The organism is Olivibacter sp. SA151, assembly GCF_054130995.1.
On the sequence record NZ_CP096391.1, the window covers coordinates 5,569,814 to 5,596,542 of the forward strand.

At 41.5% G+C, this 26,729-nt stretch carries 28 protein-coding genes, 1 tRNA gene and 1 pseudogene; 8 read left to right on the plus strand and 22 right to left on the minus strand.

Annotation, left to right across the window (positions count from 1 at the left end):
* Nucleotide 1: 1 nt before the first annotated feature.
* From rplN to M1D52_RS22745, 14 genes are all read right to left on the minus strand, one after another.
* Nucleotides 2-370 carry a 50S ribosomal protein L14 gene (gene rplN / locus M1D52_RS22680; RefSeq protein WP_013665011.1) on the minus strand — a complete coding sequence of 123 codons (369 nt, stop codon included), beginning with the start codon at nt 368-370 and terminating at the stop codon, nt 2-4.
* A gap of 1 nt (nt 371) precedes the next feature.
* A complete protein-coding gene (gene rpsQ / locus M1D52_RS22685) occupies nt 372-626 on the minus strand; it encodes a 30S ribosomal protein S17 (RefSeq protein WP_013665010.1) in 255 nt (84 codons plus the stop codon).
* A gap of 12 nt (nt 627-638) precedes the next feature.
* The gene (gene rpmC, locus M1D52_RS22690; protein ID WP_013665009.1) at nt 639-869 is read right to left on the minus strand and encodes a 50S ribosomal protein L29; all 231 of its coding nucleotides are present in this window, start codon (nt 867-869) and stop codon (nt 639-641) included.
* A 163-nt stretch (nt 870-1,032) separates the two neighbouring features.
* Nucleotides 1,033-1,455: a 50S ribosomal protein L16 gene (gene rplP / locus M1D52_RS22695; protein ID WP_013665007.1), complete on the minus strand. Its 423-nt coding sequence runs from the start codon at nt 1,453-1,455 to the stop codon at nt 1,033-1,035.
* 54 nt (nt 1,456-1,509) lie between these two features.
* Nucleotides 1,510-2,313, minus strand: coding sequence for a 30S ribosomal protein S3 (rpsC, locus tag M1D52_RS22700; protein ID WP_013665006.1), 804 nt, complete (start codon nt 2,311-2,313; stop codon nt 1,510-1,512).
* Between the two features lie 9 nt (nt 2,314-2,322).
* On the minus strand, nt 2,323-2,757 hold the full coding sequence (gene rplV / locus M1D52_RS22705) for a 50S ribosomal protein L22 (protein ID WP_013665005.1): 435 nt from the start codon (nt 2,755-2,757) through the stop codon (nt 2,323-2,325).
* 6 nt (nt 2,758-2,763) lie between these two features.
* Nucleotides 2,764-3,030, minus strand: a complete 267-nt coding sequence (gene rpsS, locus M1D52_RS22710) for a 30S ribosomal protein S19 (protein ID WP_013665004.1) — start codon at nt 3,028-3,030, stop codon at nt 2,764-2,766.
* Nucleotides 3,030-3,854 carry a 50S ribosomal protein L2 gene (gene rplB / locus M1D52_RS22715; RefSeq protein WP_013665003.1) on the minus strand — a complete coding sequence of 275 codons (825 nt, stop codon included), beginning with the start codon at nt 3,852-3,854 and terminating at the stop codon, nt 3,030-3,032. Before rplB ends, rpsS begins: the two co-directional genes overlap by 1 nt.
* Before the next feature lie 6 nt (nt 3,855-3,860).
* Nucleotides 3,861-4,151 carry a 50S ribosomal protein L23 gene (rplW, locus tag M1D52_RS22720; protein ID WP_013665002.1) on the minus strand — a complete coding sequence of 97 codons (291 nt, stop codon included), beginning with the start codon at nt 4,149-4,151 and terminating at the stop codon, nt 3,861-3,863.
* A gap of 1 nt (nt 4,152) precedes the next feature.
* Nucleotides 4,153-4,782 (minus strand): 50S ribosomal protein L4, encoded by a 630-nt coding sequence (gene rplD / locus M1D52_RS22725; protein ID WP_013665001.1) that lies wholly within the window; start codon nt 4,780-4,782, stop codon nt 4,153-4,155.
* 4 nt (nt 4,783-4,786) lie between these two features.
* Entirely contained in the window at nt 4,787-5,404 is a 618-nt protein-coding gene (gene rplC, locus M1D52_RS22730; protein ID WP_013665000.1) for a 50S ribosomal protein L3, read from the minus strand.
* Between the two features lie 194 nt (nt 5,405-5,598).
* Complete coding sequence (locus M1D52_RS22735; protein WP_013664999.1) at nt 5,599-6,261, minus strand: DedA family protein; 663 nt, start codon at nt 6,259-6,261, stop codon at nt 5,599-5,601.
* A gap of 29 nt (nt 6,262-6,290) precedes the next feature.
* Nucleotides 6,291-7,415 carry a DNA polymerase III subunit beta gene (gene dnaN / locus M1D52_RS22740; RefSeq protein ID WP_437393650.1) on the minus strand — a complete coding sequence of 375 codons (1,125 nt, stop codon included), beginning with the start codon at nt 7,413-7,415 and terminating at the stop codon, nt 6,291-6,293.
* 55 nt (nt 7,416-7,470) lie between these two features.
* Nucleotides 7,471-8,286 (minus strand): helix-turn-helix domain-containing protein, encoded by an 816-nt coding sequence (locus M1D52_RS22745; protein WP_130854405.1) that lies wholly within the window; start codon nt 8,284-8,286, stop codon nt 7,471-7,473.
* A gap of 169 nt (nt 8,287-8,455) precedes the next feature.
* Here M1D52_RS22745 and M1D52_RS22750 point away from each other — a divergent pair, with 169 nt between their 5' ends.
* Nucleotides 8,456-9,952: a succinate CoA transferase gene (locus M1D52_RS22750; protein WP_289554093.1), complete on the plus strand. Its 1,497-nt coding sequence runs from the start codon at nt 8,456-8,458 to the stop codon at nt 9,950-9,952.
* Between the two features lie 69 nt (nt 9,953-10,021).
* On the opposite strand, the gene gldG is transcribed toward M1D52_RS22750, so the two are convergent.
* The 4 genes from gldG to M1D52_RS22770 form a co-directional block, all read right to left on the minus strand.
* Nucleotides 10,022-12,427, minus strand: coding sequence for a gliding motility-associated ABC transporter substrate-binding protein GldG (gldG, locus tag M1D52_RS22755; protein ID WP_437393651.1), 2,406 nt, complete (start codon nt 12,425-12,427; stop codon nt 10,022-10,024).
* 132 nt (nt 12,428-12,559) lie between these two features.
* Nucleotides 12,560-13,147 carry a hypothetical protein gene (locus M1D52_RS22760; RefSeq protein ID WP_013664994.1) on the minus strand — a complete coding sequence of 196 codons (588 nt, stop codon included), beginning with the start codon at nt 13,145-13,147 and terminating at the stop codon, nt 12,560-12,562.
* Between the two features lie 99 nt (nt 13,148-13,246).
* Nucleotides 13,247-13,954 (minus strand): ABC transporter ATP-binding protein, encoded by a 708-nt coding sequence (locus tag M1D52_RS22765; RefSeq protein WP_013664993.1) that lies wholly within the window; start codon nt 13,952-13,954, stop codon nt 13,247-13,249.
* A 20-nt stretch (nt 13,955-13,974) separates the two neighbouring features.
* Complete coding sequence (locus tag M1D52_RS22770; protein WP_041387212.1) at nt 13,975-14,901, minus strand: glycerophosphodiester phosphodiesterase family protein; 927 nt, start codon at nt 14,899-14,901, stop codon at nt 13,975-13,977.
* 338 nt (nt 14,902-15,239) lie between these two features.
* Here M1D52_RS22770 and M1D52_RS22775 point away from each other — a divergent pair.
* Nucleotides 15,240-16,707 (plus strand): annotated as a pseudogene (locus M1D52_RS22775) (glycine--tRNA ligase).
* A gap of 71 nt (nt 16,708-16,778) precedes the next feature.
* Here the strand turns inward: M1D52_RS22775 and M1D52_RS22780 are convergent.
* Nucleotides 16,779-18,074 (minus strand): NAD(P)/FAD-dependent oxidoreductase, encoded by a 1,296-nt coding sequence (locus M1D52_RS22780; protein WP_437393653.1) that lies wholly within the window; start codon nt 18,072-18,074, stop codon nt 16,779-16,781.
* A gap of 542 nt (nt 18,075-18,616) precedes the next feature.
* On the opposite strand from M1D52_RS22780, the gene M1D52_RS22785 reads away from it, so the two are divergent.
* Together M1D52_RS22785 and M1D52_RS22790 are read left to right on the plus strand one after the other, a co-directional pair.
* Nucleotides 18,617-18,690, plus strand: a tRNA-Asn gene (locus tag M1D52_RS22785).
* 54 nt (nt 18,691-18,744) lie between these two features.
* A complete protein-coding gene (locus tag M1D52_RS22790) occupies nt 18,745-19,659 on the plus strand; it encodes a PfkB family carbohydrate kinase (RefSeq protein ID WP_437393655.1) in 915 nt (304 codons plus the stop codon).
* Between the two features lie 79 nt (nt 19,660-19,738).
* On the opposite strand, the gene M1D52_RS22795 is transcribed toward M1D52_RS22790, so the two are convergent.
* The 3 genes from M1D52_RS22795 to murB form a co-directional block, all read right to left on the minus strand.
* A complete protein-coding gene (locus M1D52_RS22795; protein WP_437393657.1) occupies nt 19,739-19,969 on the minus strand; it encodes a cytochrome b5 domain-containing protein in 231 nt (76 codons plus the stop codon).
* 856 nt (nt 19,970-20,825) lie between these two features.
* Nucleotides 20,826-21,368: an RNA polymerase sigma factor gene (locus M1D52_RS22800; RefSeq protein WP_335312431.1), complete on the minus strand. Its 543-nt coding sequence runs from the start codon at nt 21,366-21,368 to the stop codon at nt 20,826-20,828.
* Between the two features lie 174 nt (nt 21,369-21,542).
* Nucleotides 21,543-22,562, minus strand: a complete 1,020-nt coding sequence (gene murB / locus M1D52_RS22805) for a UDP-N-acetylmuramate dehydrogenase (protein ID WP_437393659.1) — start codon at nt 22,560-22,562, stop codon at nt 21,543-21,545.
* A 215-nt stretch (nt 22,563-22,777) separates the two neighbouring features.
* On the opposite strand from murB, the gene M1D52_RS22810 reads away from it, so the two are divergent.
* From M1D52_RS22810 to M1D52_RS22825, 4 genes are all read left to right on the plus strand, one after another.
* Nucleotides 22,778-23,395, plus strand: coding sequence for a TetR/AcrR family transcriptional regulator (locus M1D52_RS22810; protein WP_149105178.1), 618 nt, complete (start codon nt 22,778-22,780; stop codon nt 23,393-23,395).
* 119 nt (nt 23,396-23,514) lie between these two features.
* On the plus strand, nt 23,515-24,135 hold the full coding sequence (locus tag M1D52_RS22815; protein WP_437393660.1) for a TetR/AcrR family transcriptional regulator: 621 nt from the start codon (nt 23,515-23,517) through the stop codon (nt 24,133-24,135).
* Between the two features lie 21 nt (nt 24,136-24,156).
* A complete protein-coding gene (locus M1D52_RS22820; protein WP_377613267.1) occupies nt 24,157-25,509 on the plus strand; it encodes a TolC family protein in 1,353 nt (450 codons plus the stop codon).
* Between the two features lie 121 nt (nt 25,510-25,630).
* A complete protein-coding gene (locus M1D52_RS22825; RefSeq protein WP_437393662.1) occupies nt 25,631-26,722 on the plus strand; it encodes an efflux RND transporter periplasmic adaptor subunit in 1,092 nt (363 codons plus the stop codon).
* Nucleotides 26,723-26,729 lie beyond the last annotated feature (7 nt).

A 26,729-nucleotide genomic window follows, 5' to 3' on the forward strand; every position in this document is an offset into this window, starting at 1 on the left:
TTTATAAAACCTCCGGTGCTAATGATACAATTTTCATGAACTGTTTTTCACGAAGTTCTCTGGCAACAGGGCCGAAGATACGTGTACCACGTGGTTCATCCTGATTATTTAACAATACAGCCGCATTGTCATCAAAACGGATGTAGGAACCGTCTTTACGACGAACTTCCTTCTTCGTTCTAACAACCACTGCTTTAGAGACTGTTCCTTTCTTTACGTTTCCGGAAGGGATAGCACTTTTAACGGTTACAACGATCTTGTCGCCTAATGATGCATAACGCTTACCGGTACCGCCCAATACACGGATCACTAAAACTTCTTTAGCTCCGCTGTTGTCGGCCACTGTTAGTCTTGATTCCTGTTGTACCATGTTACTTAGCCCTTTCTAAAATTTCAACTAATCTCCAATTTTTAGTTTTACTCAGCGGACGAGTTTCCATAATCAACACCGTATCGCCGATACCGCAGGTGTTTTGTTCGTCATGAGCCTTGAATTTGGTAGTTTTCTTTACGAACTTACCATAGATAGGGTGTTTTACTTTACGTTCAACAGCCACTACAATGGATTTATCCATTTTGTTGCTTACTACCAAGCCGATCCTTGTTTTTCTTAAATTTCTTTCCATTTTCGACTTAAATTATTGCGCTTCAGCGGCTGTTTCCTGTGCTTGTTTAGCTTCTGCATTTTTAATCGCAGAAAGTGCTGTATTTAAACGAGCAATTAACTTTCTAGCTGTTTTAATCCGAAGCGGATTCTCTATAGCAGAAACAGCATGAGCAAATTTCAACTTATTGAGGGCAGCCTTTTCTTCTGCGATACGGGCTACTAGTTCCTCTTTTGACAATTCTAAAATTTCTGAATTTTTCATTTGAATAATTCGTTTTAAAGTAATGGATCCACCTTTTAACAGGAATTATCCACCTTCTTATTTGTTGTTGTGTCTATTTAACCAATTTGTTTATGGCTTTTTCAAGCCAGTTAGTACGGGCCTGGTAACGGCAGGCCCGCCAACAAACGGCGGGCTAGACGATTTATGCTTCTACGTAATCTCTACGTATAACGAACTTGGTTTGTACCGGAAGCTTCTGAGCAGCTAAGCGCAAGGCTTCTTTCGCCACTTCCAAAGGAACCCCTTCTGCCTCAAATAACATGCGGCCCGGGCGAACAACTGCTACCCAATACTCGGGTGCACCCTTACCCTTACCCATACGAACCTCAGCAGGCTTCTTTGTAACGGGTTTATCGGGGAAGATACGGATCCAAACTTGACCTTCACGTTTCATATAACGGGTTACCGCAATACGAGCCGCTTCAATCTGACGGCTGGTAATCCATGCCGGTTCTAATGATTTTATACCGAAAGATCCGAAAGCCAGCTCAGCACCACGTCCGGCATTACCCTTCATGCGGCCTTTCTGCATCTTTCTGAACTTCGTTCTTTTTGGCTGTAACATTGTCTTTAATATGATTAAACAAGCTGTCTAATGACAGCATTCATGATACCTAAATTAGTTTTTTCCCTTAGGAGCTCCACCACGGTTGCCACCACGTCCGCCACGGCGATCGTTTCTTCCACCACTTCTGCGGTCGTTGCCACCTCTGTTACGATCTCCACCGCTAAAGTTGCTGGCACCTTCACCTCTACCTTTAACATTTCCTTGACCTACATTCGGAGATAAATCACGCTTACCGTATACTTCTCCTTTACAGATCCATACTTTAACACCTATTTTTCCATAAGTAGTATGGGCTTCTGCCAATGCATAATCAATGTCGGCACGGAAGGTGTGCAAAGGAATTCTTCCTTCTTTGTATTGCTCGGTACGAGCCATTTCCGCACCACCTAAACGACCAGAGCACATGATTTTGATACCCTCTGCGCCCATACGCATGGTAGAAGCGATTGTGGTTTTCATGGCGCGACGGAAAGAGATACGAGCCTCTAACTGCTTCGCTACTCCATCAGCTACCAATTGAGCATCTAATTCCGGACGTTTAATCTCAAAGATGTTGATCTGAACATCTTTCTTTGTAAGCTTCTTAAGCTCTTCTTTTATCTTATCAACTTCCTGACCGCCTTTACCGATAACGATGCCCGGACGAGCGGTATGGATAGTCACGGTAAGACGTTTCAATGTACGCTCGATAACAACTTTTGCTACGCCACCTTTAGCGATACGAACAGAAAGATATTTTCTGATCTTCTCATCTTCAACTAATTTATCGGAGTAGTTGTTGCCACCGAACCAGTTAGAATCCCAACCTTTGATGATTCCTAATCTGTTACCTATTGGATGTGCTTTTTGTCCCATTTCTCCTAATTAGTTTTGTGGTTCAGTAGTTTTGCTGTCAACAACAATGGTTACGTGGTTAGAACGCTTGCGGATTCTATAGCCACGACCTTGCGGTGCAGGTCTTAATCTTTTTAATTGACGGCCGCCTCCAACAGATACTTCTTTTACATAAAGTTCACTATCTTCAACGCGCTTATCTTCGTTGTTCGCTTCCCAATTCTTGATCGCTGATAACAACAGCTTCTCAACCCTTAGGGCAGCTTCTTTATTTGTATATTTCAGAATATACAATGCTTTCTCAACTTTTTCACCTCTGATAAGATCCACTACCAAACGCATCTTACGTGGAGACGTAGGGCAGTTTAATAATTTGGCAGTAGAAGCACCACCCTTCTGTGCCTGCTCTTTTCTTTCTCTTATCAGTACAGATTTTTTCTTCTTTACGTTATTTGTTGCTTCCATTGCCTATTATTTTTTCTTTTCAGCGTGACCTCTAAATGTTCTAGTTGGAGCAAACTCCCCCAATTTATGGCCAACCATGTTCTCGGTTACATACACCGGAATAAATTTATTTCCGTTGTGAACTGCGAAGGTATGACCAACAAAATCAGGTGAAATCATAGATCTACGTGACCAAGTTTTAACAACTGATTTTTTATTGGTTTCATTCATAGAAAGAACTTTTCTTTCTAAGTTATGATCGATATAAGGACCTTTTTTAATTGAACGAGCCATTATTTTTTCCTTCTCTCAATGATGTAACGATTCGATGTTTTTTTCTTTGACCGAGTCTTGAAGCCTTTTGCTAACAAGCCCTTACGTGAGCGTGGATGACCTCCGGATGCTCTACCTTCACCACCACCCATAGGGTGATCTACCGGGTTCATAGCTACACCACGAACACGCGGACGGCGGCCCAACCAGCGTTTTCTACCTGCCTTACCTAACACTTGGTTAGCTTTTTCGGCATTCGAAACCGCCCCGATTGTAGCAACACAGGTTGATAAAATCATCCTGGTTTCGCCGGAAGGCAATTTAATGATCGCATATTTACCATCACGAGCAGAAAGCTGAGCATAAGTTCCGGCACTGCGCGCAATAGATCCACCCTGTCCCGGATTCAACTCGATATTGTGGATGATCGAACCTAGCGGAATATTTTTTAATGGTAATGTATTTCCTACTTCAGGGGCAACTTGTTCGCCGGCAACAATTGTCTGACCAACTTGTAAGCCCTCCGGAGCAATAATGTAACGTTTTTCGCCATCTACATAATGCAACAAAGCAATACGTGCTGTACGGTTTGGATCGTATTCTATAGTGGCTACTTTTGCGGGGATATCTTTTTTATCGCGTTTAAAATCTATCAATCGGTATGATTTCTTATGTCCCCCACCGAGATAACGCATAGTCATTTTACCGGTATTATTTCTACCTCCTGACTTTTTGATTTTAACGACTAATGATTTTTCAGGTACATTAGTTGTTACATCGCTATAGTCAGCTCCTACCCGAAAACGAGTACCTGGAGTAACCGGTTTGAATCTTTTAACTGCCATTTCTAATTATATAGTACTGTAAAAGTCAATAGTTTCACCATCTTTCAATGTAATGATGGCTTTCTTATATTTAGGAGCACGGCCCGAGATATTCCCTGCTTTTGTGTAACGGCTCTTGGTCTTTCCGCAAACAACCATGGTGTTTACAGACTCCACATTAACGCCGAACATTTGTTCAACTGCAGCTTTGATCTGTATCTTATTGGCTCTATGGTCCACCTTAAATGTATAGCGATTCAACTTTTCTGTTAAAAGTGCCGCTTTTTCTGTTAATACGGGTTTCTTAATAATCTCCATGTTACTTGGCAAATGCCTCCTCCAATGTTTTAACAGTCTCGGTAGTCAACAAAAGTTTACCTGCATTTAATACGTCGTAGGTATTAATATCAGCTGCAGTAATCACTTTTGTTTTTTTCAAGTTTCTGCTAGATAAATAAACATTCTTGTTCAAAGCCGGTAAAACCAATAGGGTTTTCTCGTTCGCTACGTTTAAGTCGTTCACAAGCTTCACATAGTTTTTAGTTTTGATAGAATCGAAATTCACTTCATCCAAAACTACAATGTTGTTCTCTTGTGCTTTGTAACTTAAAGCAGATTTACGAGCTAAAGCTTTTAACTTTTTGTTCAATTTGAAGCTGTAATCACGGGGTTGAGGACCAAAGATACGGCCACCACCGTTGAACAAGGGTGACTTAATACTACCGGCACGGGCTCCACCAGTACCTTTTTGTTTGTGTAATTTGCGGGTAGAACCGGCAATCTCGTTACGTTGCTTAGATTTGTGTGTACCTTGACGTTGGTTAGCCAAGTACTGCTTAACATCTAAATAGATAGCGTGATCGTTGGGGGTTACACCGAATACCGCTTCAGGAAGTTGCACCTTGGCACCTGTTTCTTTACCTGAAATGTTTAAAACTTGTACTTCCATCTTCTTATTTATCTACGATTACGTAAGAACCCTTTGCACCCGGAACCGAACCGCTAACAACTAGCAAGTTTTTCTCTGGGTACACTTTCAACACTTGTAAGTTTTGAACCTTAACGCGGTCGCCACCTGTGCGGCCGGCCATACGCATACCCTTGAATACGCGAGAAGGCCAAGATGAAGCACCTAATGAACCCGGTGCACGCATACGGTTGTGCTGACCATGGGTTTGGCCACCTACACCACCGAAGCCGTGACGTTTCACAACGCCCTGGAAACCTTTACCTTTAGAAGTACCTACTACATCGATATAATCGCCTTCAGCGAATATATCAACTGTAACAACATCTCCAAGATTTTTCTCCTCAGGGAAAACCTCAAATTCTACCAACTTACGCTTAGGCGTTGTATTTGCTTTCGCAAAGTGCCCTTTCAATGATGCGGTCGTGTTCTTCTCTTTCTTTTCGTCGAAAGCCAGCTGGATTGCTGTATAACCGTCATTTTCTACCGTGCGTATCTGCGTTACCACGCACGGGCCAGCTTCGATTACCGTACAAGGAATATTTTTTCCTTCGGCATCGAAAATGCTGGTCATTCCTACTTTTTTACCAATGATTCCTGACATTTTATTTAATTTCTATTTTTGTCCATCGAAGCAGTAGGGCTTCGTTCAAGACATACTAATCCCACAAAGGGACGGCAAAGATAGAAAACTTCCTTTAACTATCAAATACTTAGCGAATTATTTTTTTAATTTTCTTGATGCGGGGAGCACCTTATTCGCTCTAGAAATTTTTTTTATTGAAATGATCTTAGCCATCAAAGGCCTTCACTTGCCTCTTTTTGCTTGCTTTTACCCCTTAACATCTCAATGAGAGGCGGCAATAGCGACAGCAGAATAATCGCAAATATCACATAGGTGAAGTTATTCTTTATAACGGGCAATCCACCAAAATAGTATCCTAAAAACAGAAAAGACGCTACCCAAAGGCAACCGCCCACTACGTTGTACGAAGCAAACTTGCCATAACTCATCGTGCCGATGCCTGCAACAAAGGGTGCAAAGGTTCTTACAATAGGAATAAAACGAGCATAAATAATGGTTTTACCGCCATGCTTAATATAGAAGCGTTGCGTTTTCTCCAAATACTCCTTTTTTAAAAGTTTATACTTTCCACTAAAGGCAACCGGACCTACATATTTACCTATATGGTAATTAACCAAGTCGCCCAATACAGCGGCAATGATCAGCAGTACACACATCAGGAAAATATTCAAGTCCGTATCCGGTTTAGCAACAATCGCCCCCGCTGCAAAAAGCAAGGAATCGCCGGGCAGAAAGGGTGTTACCACCAAACCGGTTTCTGCAAAAATAATTAAGAAGAGTATTAGGTACGTCCACGTCTGGTACTCATTGACAATCTCTACGAGGTGCTTGTCGATATGCAGGATGAAATCAATGATTGAGCTAATTACTTCCACGTATTCTTCTTTTTTCCGAAATGACTAAATTATCCTTGACTGTTCAGCATAACCGGCATCACCAGCATGAGTATGTTTTCATTTTCTTCCTCTACCGCAGGCAATAACAGACCGGCACGGTTTGGTGTACTCATCTCAAGGACAACTTCTTCACACTCCAGATTGCTAAGCATTTCGATTAAAAACTTGGCGTTGAAGCCGATCTCCGTATCCTCTCCCTCATATTGACAGCTTAAGCGTTCATGTGCTTCGTTGGCAAAATCCAGGTCCTCTGAAGAAATATTGAGCTCGCTACCGGTTATTCTTAAACGTACCTGATGCGTCGTTTTATTAGCAAAAATGACAACCCGTCGAAGTGAGTTCAGCAACAACAAGCGATCAATCGTTAATTTATTGGGGTTTACCTGCGGAATGACTGCTTCGTAATCCGGATAACGTTCATCGATCAGGCGACAAATTAAATGGATATTACCGAATTTAAAGAAAGCACTGGTATTGTTATATTCAACAGCAACATCAACATCTTCTGAAGGTAAAGAGCTTTTTAGTAAAGTCAGTGCCTTCTTTGGAAGAATCATGGATGTTATCTGCTCTGATTTAACGTCTGCTCGACGGTAACGTACGAGCTTGTGGGCGTCAGTAGAAACAAAGGTTGTATTTTGGGGTGTTAGCTGGCAAAGCACACCGGTCATCGCCGGCCGTAGCTCATCGTTGCTTACAGCAAAAATCGTTTTACTGATTGCCTCCGATAAAACAGACGCCGGAATACGGACGGTAGACGGGTTTTCGACAACGGGGATTTTCGGAAAATCATCGGCATTTTCGCCACTCAATTTATACTTTCCATCACCGGCGCTGATTTCGATCGCAAAAGTCTGTGTATCGACTGAAAATGCAATCGGTTGGTCCGGCAGTGTTTTCAAGGTTTCGATTAAGATCTTAGCGGGAACGGCAACCTTACCTTCTTCTTTCGACTCTACCTGTAAAGAGGTTATCATGCTCGTTTGCAGGTCAGTAGCCGAAATTGTAAGCGAATTATCTTTTATCTCAAACAGAAAATTCTCTAATATTGGCAACACAGTGCTGCTACTTGATGCACCATTTACGGCTTGTAATTGTTTAAGTAAAGTTGAAGTTGAAACGATGAATCTCATATCTGTCAAATATAACGGCAATGATAATAAAAAGAATGGAGAAAGTTAAAAAAAGTTATGAGTTGTCCCGTCCGCTCATCATATTCATCTTGATGTACTCACTTGGGCGAACACCAATTATTTTTTGAAATGTATTGCTGAAGGTGGGTAAGCTACTATAGCCTACTTTAGATGCAACCTCATTAATGGATAATGACTTCTCCAACAGGAGTTGGAGGGCTTTCAACATGCGTAAAGCGGTTAAATACTGAATAAAGGACATACCTAAGTCCTTTTGAAAGAGCCGCGAGAGCGAACGCGGGCTGAAACCAAACCCGGTGGCCAAATCGTTGAATAAAAAATCCTTACCCAAGTTCTCCTCTAAATACACCGTAACTTCTTTCAGGCGCTTATTTTTGGCTAAAGGCAACGATAAGGGCAGCGAAAAGTTACTGATCTGTGGCAGTAGTACCTTAAAAGCATCCACAATTGTATAGGCTGTTCTATCTTGTGGGTCGATATGTCCGGTCCATCGATGCGTGAACAGCATAAGTTCCAATAGCAAATCGTTTACCGGATGGATACTGGTATTAAAATAGAAAGCATCGTCAGTGGCGTAAATCGGAAAATAGAGATTTCGCATAATCACTTCAGGCGAGCTCGGATGAATGCTGTGTTCCACGCCGGGGGCAATCCACATATAGTGTCTGGCAGGAAGGAAATACGATTTTTCTTGGGTTTTCACAAATACAACGCCCCCTTCGGTATACAAAAATTGTCCCTTTTTGTGATGATGGCTGGGTATAAATTTCTCACCCATCTGGTTATGATAACAATATATACTGTCTTCTTTTTTATCTACGTCTGTGATGTAATATTTTTCGCCTGTCATACTGATTGATCACGAAGGTACAGAACAAATATAACAAACACATCTTTTTTGGCTACCCTCGATAAATCTATGTCTACCAAAAATAAACAGGACGATCGTAAAAATGGTATAATTGTAATATTTTAAACGCTTGGGGCTAAATTATTATTTCCTAAATAAACAAATAACTATGCATACCGATAGAATAAGAAACACCTCTTTGTTGGATCGGGTAAAAGAGGTAAGCGAAGTATTGGATTTATTTCAAGATGGGATGGTGATAGCCTCCAGCGGCTTCACCAAAGCAGGCGACAGTAAGGTTATTCTTCCCGCTTTGGCAGCGAACAACACCTCACGTCCTATAAAAATCACACTGATTACCGGTGCGTCTTTGGGTCACGAAACAGATGCTAAACTCACAGAAGCGGGTGTCTTGGCTCGGCGCATGCCTTTTCAGGTAGATAAGGTATTACGGAAAGCCATCAACCGGGGCGACGTATTATTTGTGGATCAAAACTTGAGTGAAACCAGCGAAATGCTGTTAGATCATCATCTCCCGGAGATTGACATCGCAATTATTGAAGCAGCCTATATTACCGCTGAAGGCGGAATTGTGCCCACCACTTCTGTTGGTAACTCACCCATTTTTGCCGATAAAGCAAAAAAGGTGATCATTGAGATTAATACAGCCGTACAAACAAATGTACATGGCTTACATGATATTTACCTTCCTGAGGCCTATCCCAATCGTAAAGCCATTGAGATTTTTCGACCGAACGATCGCATTGGATCCGCTGTTATCAACGTCGAGCCCGAGAAAATTGCAGCCATTGTATTGAGTCATCAACAAGATAGCCCTGCCGATATTGCAGTAATTGATGATAAAACTGCTGCTATTGCTCATCATTTAATCGACTTCTTTACCGAGGAAGTAAAAAACGGTCGTTTGTCAAAATCGCTGCGTCCTTTACAGGCAGGCATTGGTAAGGTAGCTAATGCCGTGCTTACAGGACTCGCGGAAAGCGACTTTGAAGGGCTCACCATGTTCTCGGAAGTATTGCAAGACAGTGCTTTTGATTTAATTGATGCAGGCAAACTTACCTTTGCTTCCGCAGCTTCCATTACCGTATCCGCAGCGTGCTACCAACGGGTTTTTGACAATCTTGAAAAATACAAAGACAAGGTGGTATTGCGCCCACAGAGCATTAGCAATGCCCCGGAAGTTATCCGACGCTTGGGCATCATCGGCATCAATACGGCTATTGAATTCGACATCTATGGCAATGTAAATTCTTCGCATATTGCGGGAACACAGATGATGAACGGCATCGGAGGTTCGGGCGATTTTGCCCGCAATGCGCATATTAGCATATTTGTCACGCAAGCGGCCTCTAAAGAAAATAAAATCTCCCATGTGTTGCCGATGGTAACGCATGTCGACCACAATGAACATAATGTAGATGTTGTGGTAACCGATATAGGTTATGCCGACCTACGAGGCCTAGCGCCACGAGAGCGAGCACTTAAGATTATTGGAAACTGCGTGCACCCGGATTATAAAGAAGAGTTGCAATCTTACTTTGATCGCGCCGTCGCCGAAATTGGTGGTCAAACACCCCATCTCTTGGATGAAGCTTTCTTATGGCATAAACGATTCAGGGAAAACGGCTCCATGAAAGCTCGTTAATTACAGCGGAGCTGTCTTCCCGATACACAGAAGCAGCTCTGATTCAAGAAAGCGGAAACACTGCTCCATTTAATCGGCGTATTTCCGCTTCCGTATCCAGTGCTGTAATAGGCCAAAAAGAAATAGCAGCAATAGCGGTCCTCCTACATTGAGTATTTGCCAAAAAAGTTTATCATTCTTGATGAGCAACTTATCCAACAAACGAAGTTTCACTTCTTTTTCACGTAAGGCAATAATTCCGCTTTCATCATTTAAATAATCAACCATATTCAGCAGTAAGGTCTTATTGCCATACTGCTGTTGTGTAGCGCGGTCCCAACCTAAGCTATAGGGCATACGTTCTTGTTGATTGATCTCATTTTTAAGTATGTTACCGTCCGACAACACAATCATCTTACCGGACAATTGCGGGCTTTGCTGCCGATAGCTGAATGTATCAACAAGCGGTTCGGGAACGGGTCTGTTTTTAAACACTGAAGGAAACGCTCCTTCCAGTACCACGCCCACAGGATAGCCGGTACTCCTAAAATCTTCCGGCTTCGGATTTTGTGAAACCATATCGAGCGAAATTAGCGTCGGTACATTAAGCGCCTTACTAAAGGGAGACGAACGCAGGATAATCTCTTTCTTGATATTGGTGGCCGGCAATGTGTCAACCGTTCCCGAAAATTCACTACGTATGCCATCAATATTCTTTATAATTGGATGGGTAGCCTTCGGCACCAAAATAGGATAAAACAACCAGGGAACAAGCTGAAATTGATCGGCCCCTCCTACTTCACCGACCCGAAGCGGAATCTGTGCGCAATTGAGATCAGCTATCAAATTATAGTTCAACCGCACACCGTATTTAAAGAGCATGTCATCTAAATTGAGCGACCGGGCTACTGCCACTTGATTGCCTGAGTTCCGCATACTGTCCAATTCGACCTGCGTCTGATTAACGGCCCACAAGACCTTGCCACCATGTTGCACAAAATAGTCAATTTTAAATTTATGAAGCTCGGGAAAAGCCTTTTGTGGCTTGGCTACCACCATCACCTTGATCTGTTTTAACGTTTCGAAAGAAATCGAATCTAAATTTAACCGGCCCACCTGATAGGTGATTCCCAAACTATGCATTGCATCATAAACCTGTAGATCGTTCAGCTCACCATGCCCTTCAGTGAAAGCGACTATCGGCTTTCCACCGGAAGTTATTTTCTTAATACCGTTGATGAACGTGTACTCCAGATTCTGAACAGAATTATTCAATACATCTTCGGGATTAATAAATCGATTATTCTGCAAAAGCTGCACCGGTAGTTCCTCATCACCATACATCAATACCGCTACGGGGAAAATCGTTTTCTGCGACAACCCCTCGCTTGTTTTGACACTGAGATTGGTAGGCTCTATACCACGTGCAGCCAAAGCCTCTACATACGATTGTTCTTGTCCGCCGCTTTCGCTCAACGGGTTGATAAAAGTATATTTGATTTGCCCTCCTGCATAGGCTTTTAGATCGGCCAACATATCTTTAGTAGCTCCTTTTAGCCGTTGGAATCCGGCAGGTAATTCGCCCTCTAAAAAGACAACTACGCGAAGGTCGTCCGTTAATGACCGCAACACATCTTTGGAAACCTCTGATAGCGTATACCTTTTTTCGCTGGTAAAATCTAGCCTGAAAAAATTATAATTGGCAAGAAAATTGACACCCAACAAAGCAACAAGTAGTAAAATGATTCCCTTCAGCTGCCCCCAAACTGTTTTTCTGCCTCTTTCGATAAAGAGATAGGTCAGTAAGAGAAATAGGGCGCTGAAACTTATAAAAAAGCAAAAATCGCGGAGATCGAGTACCCCACGACTAACCGAATCGTAATGAGTGAGTATGCCTAAATAGGTAAAGGCTTCCGAGAGGGCGCTATCGACAAACAAAGTGGATAAATAATCAAACCCGATAAAGAGGGTGAAACACAAAAAGGCGCTTAGCAAAAAGGCGACTACCGCGTTGGTGCAAACGGCTGAGATCAAGATTCCAATCGCGCAAAATGCAGCTCCCAGCAAGAAGAGTCCGATATAGGAACCAATAACGGCCCCGGTATCGATATTGCCAACCGGAGCACCTAAATAATAAATGCTTATATAATATACACCGGTTGGTAAAATGGCCATAGTGACAATAAGTAAACAGCTTGCATATTTAGCGAGGATGAGCTGCCAATAACTTATGGGCTTTGTCATCAACCATTCGTAGGTACCCTCTTCCCGCTCTCCTGCAATAGCCCGCATGGTAATGGCGGGGATCAGAAACATAAAGATATAGGGAGCTATAGAAAAAAAACCGGTTAGGGTGGCATATCCATATTCCGGAACGCTCGTTTCGGGAAAGACCCAAAGAAAGAGACCTGATACCACTAAAAAAAGTGCAATGGTTAAATAGCCAACGAGTGAATGAAAAAAAGTAGAAACGTCTTTTATCAGAATGCTGAACACGGATTCACGATTTATTTGTAGGTCTCGAAGTTACAAAAAAGCGCTAAAAACGGGAATGTGGTCGAAATTAAAAACAAAAAAGAGGAAGCCCGTGGTTCGGAGCCTCCTCTTCTTGTTCATGTTAAGTGCTTTTTATCGGTTACCTTGTCCGGGAAGATAAATTTGGAAACCCAAATTAAACCCTAAACCATTTTGTGCCTGAGCGCTCGCATTGTTGGCCTTCGAATAATTATACCCTACAACTGCTTCCAATGCAACACTTCTCGTAATAAAGTGCGCATAACCTAAACCAACGCCGGCAGCAAAGGTTACATCACTTCCGTTATTAGCCCCTGCAATACCTACTTCTCCCTGACCAAAGAAACGTCCGGTAGCAGACGAACCTTCCGGGAAAAAGTAGCGAACAAAGGGAGCTACTCCATAAGTCCAAATATCATCAGCATCTTTTACCGACTGGAATCCACCATTGAGTGATAAACCAATAGCTATACCGTCAGAAACAAAATAACCGGCTCGCGGGTTAATATTGACATTGAAAGATTCGCCTTCAAAACTATAGCCCATGGATCCTAAGCTTCCGCCAACCATCCAGTTACCTTTCTGTATAGGAACCATACCTACACTTTCAGACATCTGTGGCTTGTTTACGTCCACGTTTTGGGCTTTTAACCCTAGGAAACTTCCTAATACTAATGCAGAGAATAAAAATACACGCTTCATAGTTTTCAATTGTTAATTATCTAATTTGTTAATTGTTACTAGGTAATTAACATAAAACATGCCATAATGTTTTTTTGAAAACCGTTCGCTTTAAAAATATTATTTGGTCAAATCGTAAAACACTTGCTCTAAGTTCTTGTTTTCGAACATCTCAGGCCTTTTTTCAATTGAAAAGTTTCCTACTAGCTTTCCTTTATTAATAAAAATTACCTCTTGGCAAATGGCCTCTACTTCCTGCATTATGTGTGTGGATAAGACTACAACCTTTTCCTGCCCCAATAAACGGATCAAATTTCTGATTTCATGCAATTGGTTTGGATCCAACCCCGCCGTCGGCTCATCCAAAATTAACACGGGTGGATTATGCAATAAGGTTTGCGCAATCCCCAAACGCTGCTTATATCCCTTCGACAACTGTTTGATTTTTTTCTGCTGCTCGTCTCCTAAACCTACCATATCAATAACTTCTTCTATACGTTTAGATAAGTTAGGTAAGCGATATAGCTTCCCGGTATATTGTAAGCTCTCGCGAACATACATACTTCCATATAAAGGGTTATTTTCCGGCAGATAGCCTAGTAAACGTTTTGCTTCATATTCTTTTTCCTGCACATCGATCCCGTGAATGCTTACACTTCCTGTAGAAGGCCTGATAAATCCGGTAATCATTTTCATTGTAGTCGATTTCCCGGCCCCATTGGGACCTAAAAATCCAACGACCTTTGCTTCCTCGATACCGAAGGAGATATCATTGACGGCTACTTGATTTCCAAATGTTTTGGTGAGGTTCTTGACCGCTAGCAACATAGCAACTAAATTTTCAGTTATCAATAAGCCCGAATCTGATGATCTTTACGGTATTTTGCCAGTTGCACGCCTGCTTCATTATGCCGATCGGTGGATAAAATATCGGCACCTCGTTCTATAAGTTGATAGTAAAGGCCATCACCCCGACTTTCCGCCCGTTTATCCAAGTTGCCCATAGTTCCTAATATACACATAATCCCGTGCTCATGCAATCGCTTATATAAGGATGGCTCGGGCTCACTGACGCCTACAAAGGCGAGCAATCTGTTATCGGGAATACCGTAATCGTTCAATCGCAACAAATCATCCATCTTTCGGATACTGGCCGATATCATCAAATCAGGAGCCAGTTGATGTACCTGAGCCGCTTGGGTGGCATTGTAGGTGATGATAACGGAGTAAGAGGCCGCCTGATGACGCTTGACAGCGTCCACTACCAAATCCATCGGCACGCCTCTTTTTATATCCAACGTAAAGATTACTTTTCCCTTTCCCCACTTCAACACATCATCCAGTGTAGGAATTTTAAAGGATGTAACCTTACCTTCATTGTCTTTTAATTTTAGTGCCTTAAGTTCGGCCAAGGTATGATTGCTAAGCAACCCCTTGCCCGTCGTTGTACGATCTAGTTTATCATCGTGCATCATCACCAAAACGGAGTCTTTCGTTAACGCAATATCACATTCGATGATTAGCGGTTGTTTATTAGCACTATGTTGAAATGTTTCAATGGCATTTTCAGGATATCCCGGCTCGGGCCCACCGCGGTGTGCACTAACAAGGGGTACACGTCGATCACTATAGGTCATAAACCTATACAAGTCCTCAACTGAAGAAAGTGCTATTTTAGAAGCCTCACTGTAACCGTTGCCTGTCGCCTCCGTTAATGAGCAAGCGCTTATACCGATGCTCAGTAACCATAATAAACTTAAATATAACCGCTTCATGAAATTTTGTGATGCTGCTCGATTTGATCCTACAAAGCTATTGACAAACACCTTGTAAAACAACACTTCGCTTTCTTTTCTTATAATATGAACGCCATATTCTTATAAAACAAAAAAGTGTTTCCTATCTGAAGGGCTTAAAGGAATTAAAGCGATTTCCCGGATAGGAATTTAATTTATAGCGAAAAATAAAAGAATTTTGTATAGGTTTGTCTCTGCTATGGAAAACGACAAGAGAACGATAGCTCAACCTGTTAAAATCCGTTTAAATTTATTTCAAAAGAAATAAGAGCTGTCGCTTTAACAGCTCGTTTCGACGCTTATATAAAAAGGTAAGAATGAAGACTAACGACGAACTTTTTAAAAATGTTATATCACATGCAAAGGAATATGGTTTTGTATTCCCTTCCAGTGAAATCTACGATGGTTTAAGTGCCGTGTACGATTACGGCCAATTAGGGGCTGAGTTGAAAAACAATATTAAAACCTATTGGTGGAAGGCTATGGTGCAGTTAAATGAGAATATTGTAGGGATAGATTCGGCTATTTTTATGCATCCTAAAATATGGAAAGCTTCCGGCCATGTTGATGGTTTTAACGATCCGATGATTGATAACAAAGATTCAAAAAAAACGTTACCGGGCAGATCAGCTAATTGAAGATAAAATAGCACGGTATGAAAAGGATGGTAAAACCGATAAAGCGGCGAAGCTCCAAGCCGATCTAGATGCTGCCTTAAACAGCGATGATTTAGGTCGACTAAAATCCATCATTGAAGAACATGAGATTGCCTGCCCCGTTTCGGGAACGAAAAACTGGACCGAGGTCCGTCAGTTTAATTTAATGTTCAGTACGCAAATGGGTGCTATGGCCGATGGGTCGGAGGAGGTGTATCTTCGCCCGGAAACCGCGCAAGGTATTTTCGTCAATTTTCTGAATGTACAGAAAACCGGTAGGATGAAGATTCCTTTTGGTATCGCTCAAATCGGAAAAGCCTTCCGAAATGAAGTAATTGCTCGCCAGTTTATCATGCGTATGCGTGAATTTGAGCAAATGGAAATGCAATTTTTCGTTCGCCCGGGCACCGAGCTTGAGTGGTATAACCAATGGAAGGAAACACGTTTAAAGTGGCATTTAGCTTTAAAGCCGAATCCTTCGAAATACCGTTATCATGACCATGTAAAATTAGCACATTATGCCAATGCCGCAGTTGATATTGAATATGAATTCCCGTTCGGTTTCAAAGAAGTGGAAGGCATTCATTCCCGGACCGACTTTGATTTAAGTCAACATCAAACTTTTTCGGGAAAGAAACTGCAATATTTTGATCCGGAGATTAACCAGAATTATGTTCCTTATGTTATTGAAACTTCCATTGGTTTGGATCGTATGTTCTTAACCGTCCTTTGTAACGCTTATGAAGAGGAAGATTTGAGCACAGATGAAAAGCAGGATTCCCGCTCTGTATTACATCTTCATCCCGCGCTTGCCCCTATTAAAGCGGCGGTATTTCCTTTGACAAAAAAAGATGGCTTGCCTGAAAAAGCGAGGGAGGTGATGGATTTACTCAAAATCGACTATAATATTATTTACGAGGAGAAAGATGCGATCGGCAAACGCTATCGTCGGCAAGATGCGATTGGTACACCAATCTGTATTACGGTAGATCATCAAAGTCTGCAAGATGATACTGTTACTATTCGGCATCGCGACAGCATGGAACAAGAGCGTGTAGCCATCAAAGACCTTGAAAAGTTATTGGACGGTATTGTTGGATGGAAACCTTTGCTACAAAGTTTGCTATAATATAATAGGCGTTCATAAAAAAAGCGTCCGTTTCAGTGCTGAAACGGACGCTTTTTTTATAAGAAGAAAATTTATTTTTTAACTTCTTCTACCATGGTTTCTTCGGTGCTTTTGTGCTGATCAATAGGCCGAATAATCAGACGTAAACTTGGATTATTTGTTAAGAACGACCAGAACCAGCCGGTTACCAGCTTTATTTTATTGCGGAATCCGGCAATCGGTATAATGTGAATAAACAACCAAGTTAACCAGGCAAACCAACCGGTGAATGTAAATTTAGGCAAATCTACTACTGCTTTATTCTTGGTGATAATCGCCATGCTGCCTTTATCATTGTATTTAAATGCCTTCAAGGGCCGCTTTTCAACCATATTAACAAGGTTTTCTGCGAGCAGTTTTCCCTGTTGAATAGCAACTTGTGCCAATTGCGGGTGCCCATTAGGGAACGCACTATCCGTTGTTTGCAAACAGATATCTCCGATAGCGAACACGTTATCCAAGCCTTTTACCCGGTTATATTCGTCCACCAAAATTCTTCTACCACGGCCAATCGCCTCTTTCGGTAAACCAGGTGCTTCTTTTGCAATGACACCTGATGACCAGATCAATGTATCGGTAGCTATACTTGTTCCGTCAGCGAACAACACCTTTCCGTCTACGTAGTCTTTTACACCGGTGTTCAACTTTACTTCCACACCCATATCGCGCAGCACATCTAAAGCTTCTTGTTGTGACTTCTTACTCATCGGTCCTAATAACGTTGGCGCCATATCAACTAATACAATCCGCATTTTGCCATTCGGAGAAAATTCAGGGTACTCTTTCGCCAAAATTTTCTTATTCATATAAGCTAACATACCCGCCAACTCAACCCCGGTTGGACCGCCTCCTGAAATAACGATTGTTGAAAACTTCTCACGTTCTTCATCATCATGTTCTTGGGCAGCACGCTCGCCATTGCGCAAAATGTGATTACGAAGATTGATCGCGTCGTCAATTGTTTTCATCGGTACGGCATGCTTCTCTACGTTGGCCATACCGAAATAGTTAGTTTCGGTTCCCATTGCCAACACCAAGTAGTCATAAGACACTTTGCCTGACGTAGTGGTCACCACCTGGTTTTGGGTATCAATATATTCCAATCCTCCATAATGAAATCGAAAGTTGCGCGCACTACTGAACATTTTTCGAAACGGATAAGTAATAATCGATGTTTCAATAAAAGCAGTCGCTACCTGATAAATTAGGGGAGGAAAGAAATGATAGTTATTTTTATCTATCAATGTAATGTTCAGGCTGCCGTCCTTTGACAATTGCTTGGCCAAATTCATCCCAGCAAAACCACCGCCAACGATTACAATATTCATAATATTAATTTTAAATGCCGATTCTTAAACGATGCGCAAAAGTGACAATTTTTAAGATGCTACGCAAAATTATCTACCTTTTTTATCGTCAAAAATACACGGACAAATATAGCATTAAATTTCAACAATAGTGTACAACAAACACTAAGAAAATAAAACGATATTCCGCGCAAATACTTGATGGACAAAATCCATTGTTTTAAGCTAACAATTGGCCTTTTGTATTGTTTCGAGTGACACATATTCCACTATCGTGGCAGTCCGTGATCTCGACCGCAACGAAGTGTAATGGAAAGATTGATACGGACTGGCCACATATCGATGTCTTGGCCCCCTGCCCTTCATCCAGCGCACTCTTCTCGACATAATGATTTGGAAAAGTGCTATTTTTTTCCTTCTGAAAATGAGCCTTCTAATTGATCAATTCGCTATGAGAAGCACAAAAAACAAAAAAATCGTTTGACAATTTAAAACATTACCCTATATTTGCATCGCAGTTCACAAAAGGACAATATTTGTGGACCGTAATAGCCAGAAAGCACTCCTGAATAGCTCAGCTGGTTAGAGCATCTGACTGTTAATCAGAGGGTCGCTGGTTCGAGCCCAGCTTCAGGAGCAAACCCCGTAAGTTTACGGGGTTTTTTTGTTTACATAGGTTACAAACAATAGTATGAGCTTGATCATCCTCGGGTCCGTGGCTTTCGATGCCCTGGAAACTCCTTTTGGTAAAACTGATAAAATTGTCGGCGGTGCTGCCAGTTATGCAGCTCTTGCAGCTTCCTATCTTTACGATGATGTTAAGATAATCAGTGTAGTTGGTGAAGATTTTGGCCAGGGCAACCTCGAAAAATTCACTGATAAACATATTGATATTTCAGGGATCCAGATCAAAGCGGGAGAAAAGTCATTCTTCTGGTCGGGAAAGTACCATAACGACATGAATACACGTGATACCCTTGTTACGGAGCTGAATGTTTTAGGCGACTTTGACCCCATCATACCGAGCAGTTACCAAATGGCCGAATACATCCTATTAGGCAATTTAAGTCCACAGGTTCAACTCACCGCGCTTGAACGGTTGACAAGGCGGCCCAAGCTCGTGGTTATGGACACCATGAACTTCTGGATGAACATTGCGCTTGACGACCTGAAAAAAGTACTTGGTCAAGTGGATGTGTTAACGATAAACGACGAAGAGGCCCGTCAGCTATCCGGTCAATATTCATTAGTCAAAGCTGCTGAACTCATTTTGAATATGGGACCAAAATATTTGATTATTAAAAAAGGTGAACATGGCGCTCTTTTATTTGGCGAAAACAGCATATTCGCTGCTCCTGCCCTCCCGTTAGCAGAAGTTTTTGATCCAACCGGTGCCGGCGACACCTTCGCAGGTGGATTTATTGGTTATTTAGCCAATAAGGGTTTTATTAATTTTGAAAGCATGAAAGCTGCCGTGATTTACGGTTCTGCATTAGCTTCCTTTTGCGTAGAAAAGTTCGGAACCGAACGGATCGAATCGCTCAGTGCACAGGAGATTCACGAACGGGTTCAAACATTCAGCACCCTTACGTCATTTATTATTTAATATAAGGATAGAAACTACCTACTGAGTAGCTAGCTCAAGGTTTCAGTATAGGCGATAATTTTCGGATTCTCAACGGTTATCAATCCTCGAGCATTCCAACTACCTCAAAACGCTCAAAGACCAGGGCTGTGTGTGGGGCAGCTGTCAACTCTTCCGTCAAATCCTGACCCGCCCAATGTTCATAATGGGTTCCGTTTCGCCACAGATGACTGTCTGTCACATCGTAAATCTTGCCTTTGAAAGCTATCCAAATTTCATCCCTATCCTGTCCATTTCGTTTGGCAAGCTGCGCTTTGCTATATGTTTGCATAAAGGTATTTTCGAATTCAAAAATACGCATAATATTACTTTGGTATCATCCCGTGATATTTTATTATGTTCTTTATGCTTGATTATGTTCTTTATGCTTGACCATAAAGAACCAAACAGTCAAGGCTGCATGTACTTTCGCTAAAGATTTAGGCCCAAAGCTCAATCCTGCGGAGCCGCTCCCGCACGCTAGGCCACCCTTCGCTTCTTCACATGATTTTTTACCCGCGGCTATCCTAAATCTTTTTGATGCTCAATTTCATGAGGCCACAGTTTCTCCGCTCGAAAGCCCCGTGTAAGCACGGCCGTTCCGAAGTGCGTCTGTGGCCTAGTCTGTGAAGGCAGCAACCGGCAGCTCCGGATGCCCCTTCACTGGATATCGAGCGAAGCTTATCGGATTAAGTGAATCGACGAACGAAGGGTGGGATCTTTGTGCGAAAGGGTGGCTCCGATTCACGGATGGGCATCGGACAACGGGTTGCAACGGAATAGACAAGCCGAGCACTTTGGCTACTTTGGTGTCTCAAAGTAGCTAAAAATAATCCTAAATCTTTTTGACGCTCAGTTTCATGAGGTCGTTGTTCCCTGCGCGCTAGAGCCCCGTGTGATTTCATTACGCACATCCGGTAACCGGACAACTCCTGCCTACCAGCAGGCACAACCAATAACAAATAACGAGTAACCAATAACTAAACGGGCAACTAATAACCAACCACGCCGCAAAAGCTAAAACAATTAAGCGGTAGCATAAAGGGGGAAATTTTAACTAGAAAGAAACACGCTTCCAAAAACAAAGGGGAAACCACATTAAAAAGAACTCGGCTTCCCCTTTGCGCATGTGGCTAAAAAATGTTTTTCTAAATAATCGCAGCAGCGTAGGCGTGCGACTTATCTCTTGATTGATAAGGCTTTAACGACTTTTTCAATGTTTTACGAGCTACGTGTATCCGGGTTTTCACCGTACCGATAGGTATATCTAGGTGGTCTGCAATCTCATGATATTTATACCCTTCAAAATACATCGTAAAGGGGACATAATAATCATCGGAAAGATTGGTCATGGCATGTTTGATGTCATCCATTACGAACTTATTTTCTCCATTATTACCAGTGGCACTATAGGCTAAATTGGCTGAAGAAATTTCATCAGACTTCGTAACAAAGGTGCTGATTTTTACAAATCGGCGGTAATTATTAATGAAGGTATTCTTCATAATAGTGTACAGCCAACCTTTCAAATTAGTGCCTTCTTTGAACTTCTCATAATAAGTAATTGCCTTGAGCACAGTATCCTGAACTAAATCATTTGCGTCCTCGTCATCATGGGTAAAGTGTAATGCATACATTTTCAACGAGTCCGACTGCTGGGTTACCATGGTGTTAAATTCTAGCTTTGTCATACTGTTTAGGGTTTGTGGAAACAAGGCTTTCCTTGTTACCGAGTTTAATACAATCGCATTTTAAATAGCTTAATTATTTATAATACCTTAACGACTATATCAATACAACTATCTCGCCAAAACAATGACAAAGTTTCAAAAGAAAATAATTTTTAATGAATAGTTAATTTTTACTTAAACCCCAATGACGTTTACTTCTCGCTCTAGGCAAACACCGAAACGTTTTTTCACACTTTCGATAATGGTTTCGGACAGCTTATAAATCTCTAAACCTGTGGCGTTTCCGTGGTTAACAAGCACTAAAGCTTGATTTTTCCAAGTACCAACATTTCCCACTACCTTTCCTTTCCATCCACATTGTTCAATAAGCCAACCCGCGGCAAGCTTATATTGATTCAATCCAAAAGGATAGTAAACAATGTCTACAAAATCAGACACTAAGGTCCTAAAAGTGTCCTCAGATACAACAGGATTCTTAAAAAAGGATCCTGCATTTCCGATTGTACTTGGATCCGGTAACTTGCTCTGCCTAATGGAAGATACTACCGCCGAAATCTCTTTGATAGTCGGTTGCGCAATCCCCCGTCTATTTAGTTCTTCATTAATTGCCCCATATGTTGTATTGAGTTTAGACTGCTTCGACAATAAAAGGTTTACTTCTGTAATAATATATTTTCCTTTCAACGCACCTTTAAATATACTTTCTCGATAACCGAATTGGCAATCCTCCTTATAAAAGGTTTTAAAAGTACCGGTGGCCAATTCAAAAGCACGACAACTTAGAAACACATCTTGCAGCTCGACACCGTAGGCTCCTATATTTTGAACAGGTGCGGCCCCAACCGTTCCCGGAATAAGACTGAGATTTTCAATTCCTCCAAAACCTCTGTCGACACAATAGCGCACCAAATGATGCCAAACCTCGCCGCCTGCGGCCTGAACCTCGACAGCCCCGGCCCGTTCGCGATGCTTAATGCCTTTTATCGCCATATGGACTATCAATCCATCGTAATCCCGGACGAACAACATATTGCTGCCTCCGCCGATGAATAAGAGCTTATCGCGATGCAGCGCGCCTGTATCATACAATTGCGTTAGATCCTTTTCGTGCTCAATATGTACCAATTGCTCGGCTTTTACGTCCACACCGAAGGTATTATACGTCTTTAATGAGACTTGTTTTACTATATTCATTCTTAAATCTTGTCACTAAATGATGCTTAACTGTTTTTAGAACCAAAGGAGAATTTTAGTTTATTGACTTTTTCTTTCAATTTTTCAATTTTTGCGTATATTTATATGATACTTGTTGAATACAATTAATAGCTTAGCCCCCGGTAGGCGCTATTATTTGCATCGTTCAAATATAAGCTAATTAATTCATCAGTATTCCAGAACACAAGACACGAATGGATAACCACGATAAAAAGCGGACGCTTATTATAGAAGCAGCTACCAAACGTTTTGCACATTTCGGCATTGCCAAAACCACCATGACCGAAATCGCTAAAGACCTATCCCTCTCCAAAGCGCTCCTCTACTATTACTTTCCCGATAAAATAAGTTTATATGCCGCTGTATTAGAAAACATTGCAAAAAAAATGTTCTCTAAAATCCAACAGGGTTTAAAAGACATCGATGAAAGTGAGGATGCGGTATTGCACCTGATCGACATGCGGCTGGCCTTCACCATGAAGTATTATAATTTATTTGACCAGGGTCTTAATTCGCTCATGGAAATGCCCGATGAGCTAGCGCGAGTTATGCAACTTGTAAGCAATTTAGAGATCAAGATTTTGGCAGAAATTTTTAAAAAAGCCAATCAGCGAGACGAAATCCGTGTTGATGATCCGGTACAAACTGCAGAAATATTTTTGAATGCCATGATCGGCATGCGATTCTGTGTACTGAAAGACAAGAAAGTCATGTTTATTCCGACCAAAGAGGAATTTGATGAAATATCAAAAATGCAAAAAAAGTTAGCCGTTATTTTTCTGAACGGCTTGCGATTTCAAAAAACGTCATAGAAAAGTCATATTGCATTATTTAATCTGTTTTTTTTGATGCGTAACTTTTTGCGCTTTATTTTTGACCAATACAGATAAAAAGTCAAAAAGTAAAATAGTTAAAAAGTAAGTAAGTCAACGTGGACATAGAAGTAAAAAGGCAACACATCATTGAGGCGGCTTTAAGAAGATTTTCTCATTTCGGTATTAACAAAACCACCATGAACGAAATTGCTGAGGACATCTCCGTATCAAAAGCTAACCTCTATTATTATTTTCCGGACAAATCCGCATTGGTAGTAGATGTTATTAAACATCTAATTGAAGAAGGGATGGAAGCCTACCACCGTATTATTCAAGAGTCGAATCAAATCCTGGATACCTTGACTGGCTTTTTAAGGATCAAGAAGAACTTTTTTGAAAAGCATTACTTACTCCATGTTACCATGGGCTATGCCGACAGTAACTTAAATATCGATGAGTTAAACGCATTAGGCCGTTATGCTGAAACCAAAGAATTAACGGCGATCAGTCTGGCATTTACGAAAGCGATCGGAACGGGCGAGCTTGTAACATTTGATGTTGAAAAAACGTCTCAAATATATTTCACCGTCTTAAAAGGTATCTCGATGGTTTCCATAGCAAAAGTTACGAACAAGGACATTCCCGAAATTTCGATCTTCAGCGAAATCTTTGAAAAACAGAAAATTGCCTCTGCGATATTTGTAAATGGACTAAGGCATAAAATGATAACAAATTGACATTATAACACAACATCTCATATGAAATCTATAAAACCCTTATTGGTTTTCGCATTTATATTGATTTCCTCTTTAGGTTTAAAGGCGCAAGACTCCTTAACGCTCAGGCAGGCGCTCAACTATGCTATAAAAAACAGTGAGGTCCTTGAAAAAGCCAGATTGGACATCCTGAACGGTCGGCATAAAGTAGCTGAAGTAAGGGCCGGCGCGCTTCCGCAAGTTGATCTCACCAGTAGCCTTACACGAAATTTGATTTTGCCACAATTTGTAGTTCCGGCTGAATTCATGGGCGGCCAGCCCGGTGAATTCGTCGCCATTGCGGGGGGGCAATATTGGACGGGCCTTACACAAGTCCAATTGAACCAGGAACTCTTCAACCAATCCGTTTTTACGGGATTAAAAGCGGCTAAAAGTTCAGAAGAGTATTACAAATTGGCCGCAGAGGTAAGTGAAGAGAATGTGATACAACAAGTTGCTTCCGCCTACTATCAGGTAATCATCAATCAAGAAAAGATGAAGGTGATTGACGCCAATATAGATCGTACGCAGAAATTGCTCACGATGACCTCCAGTCAATATGATCTCGGCCTGGCAAAGAAAATCGATCTGGATCGAGTGAAAGTGAACTTAAGCAATCTCGAATCTCAAAAACAGGATTTGTCAACGGCTATCACCCAACAGAATAACTTGCTTAAATACTATATGGGTATGCCCATTAGCGAAAACATTCAAATTCCACAAAGTGAATTACAGACCTTAAAACAGGAAGCCTTTGCCTTGGATGGCAATGGTTTCAATTTGGATCGAATGGCACAATACAAAGTACTAAAAAGCCAAGAGTCCTTATTAAGTTACCAAAAAAAAGCGAGAATTGCGGAATATTACCCTAGCTTATCACTTGGCGCCAACTATATTTATAATACACAGAGTAATAGATTTAATCCCTATTCGTCCAAAGCGCTGAATTTTGATATGTCTGCCATCACGTTGACCTTGAAGGTGCCGCTATTTGACGGTTTTGCCAGACGTTCCAGAGTTAGGCAAGCGGATGTTGAGATCCAAAAAAATTATCAAGACATAAAAAACACCTCTAACTCTTTAAAAATGGCTTATGAAAATGCAAACAATCAACTTAAGAACAGCTTGACAACGATCCGAACACAAGAAGAAAATAAGAAACTGGCCGAAGAAGTATTCTATAGCACGCAAAACAATTATCGCAATGGCTTAGCAAGCTTAACCGATCTATTAACGGCAGAAACGGATCTCGTATCGGCGCAGAACAGTTATAACGAGGCACTACTCAATTATAAAGTAGCGCAAATCGAACTGATTAAGTCAAACGGCAATATCAAATCACTCTTAACAGAATAAAATACAAACCGATCATTCTCATTCCATAGATAGATTCAAATGAAGCACCCGTACCTTAACATGCAAGTTTTAAACAGATATGGTACACTTCATTTGGCAAGTAAAACATAAATATATACAGATGAAAAGAATCATTTTTACTCTACTTATTGTCCTCGGTGCCCTGGCGATAATCGCGTGGGTATTGAATAACAACAAAAAAGAGAACCAAGCCAAAACGGATATCGTAGCAAAGGGTACAGGTGCTGTTGTGGTGCGTACAACCACTGCTAGCAAATCGGCTATCAATCTCGATTTTTCTTCCAATGGCAACTTCGCTGCTTGGCAAGATTTGAGCCTGTTAGCAGAAAATAGCGGACGAGTTACACAAATCCTGGTAGATGAAGGGTCTCGTGTTAGCCGTGGGCAACTATTAACGCGAATAGATGATGAATATCTTAATTTAGATCTGGAAGCGGCAGAAGACGCATTGAGTAAATTAAAGACTGATCAGCAACGATACGAAAGCTCCTTTAAAACCGGTGGTGTTACCAAGGCGCAACTTGACGAAATCAATCTCAACGTACGCAATGCCGAAAATAAAGTACAACAAGCTAAACGCCGATTAGCTGATGCTTATATCAAAGCGCCCATATCGGGTATTGTTAACAAGCGGAATATCGAAGTAGGCACGTATGTTTCGCCCGGCACAGCGTTATTTGATATAGTAGATGTTTCGAGGCTCAAATTACTTGTTAATGCCAATGAATCACAGGTAGTGAACTTAAAAGTTGGCGATCCGGTAAGCATCACAACTACCGTATTTCCGGACAAAAAATTCAGTGGTAAAATTTCCTTTATTGCTGCAAAAGCTGACAATACCCTGAACTATCCGGTAGAAATTCAAGTGGAAAATTCCAGCACTCAACAATTAAAAGCGGGTATGTATGCAACGGCTACGTTCGATTTACCTGAACAGCAACCCACAATTGTTATACCACGAAGTGCTTTTGTGGGAAGTGTAAGTAGTAATGAAATATTTGTTTTGCAAAATGGCAATACTGCTCGACTCCGGAAAGTAACTGCAGGACGCATTTTAGGTGAACAGGTAGAGATCATAGACGGCCTGAAAGAAGGCGAAACCGTAATAACCAGCGGCCAGATCAATCTTGTTGATGGCACGGAAGTGAAACCACAGGCAAATGAAAACGCACGTAATAACACGACTAAATAGGGCATAA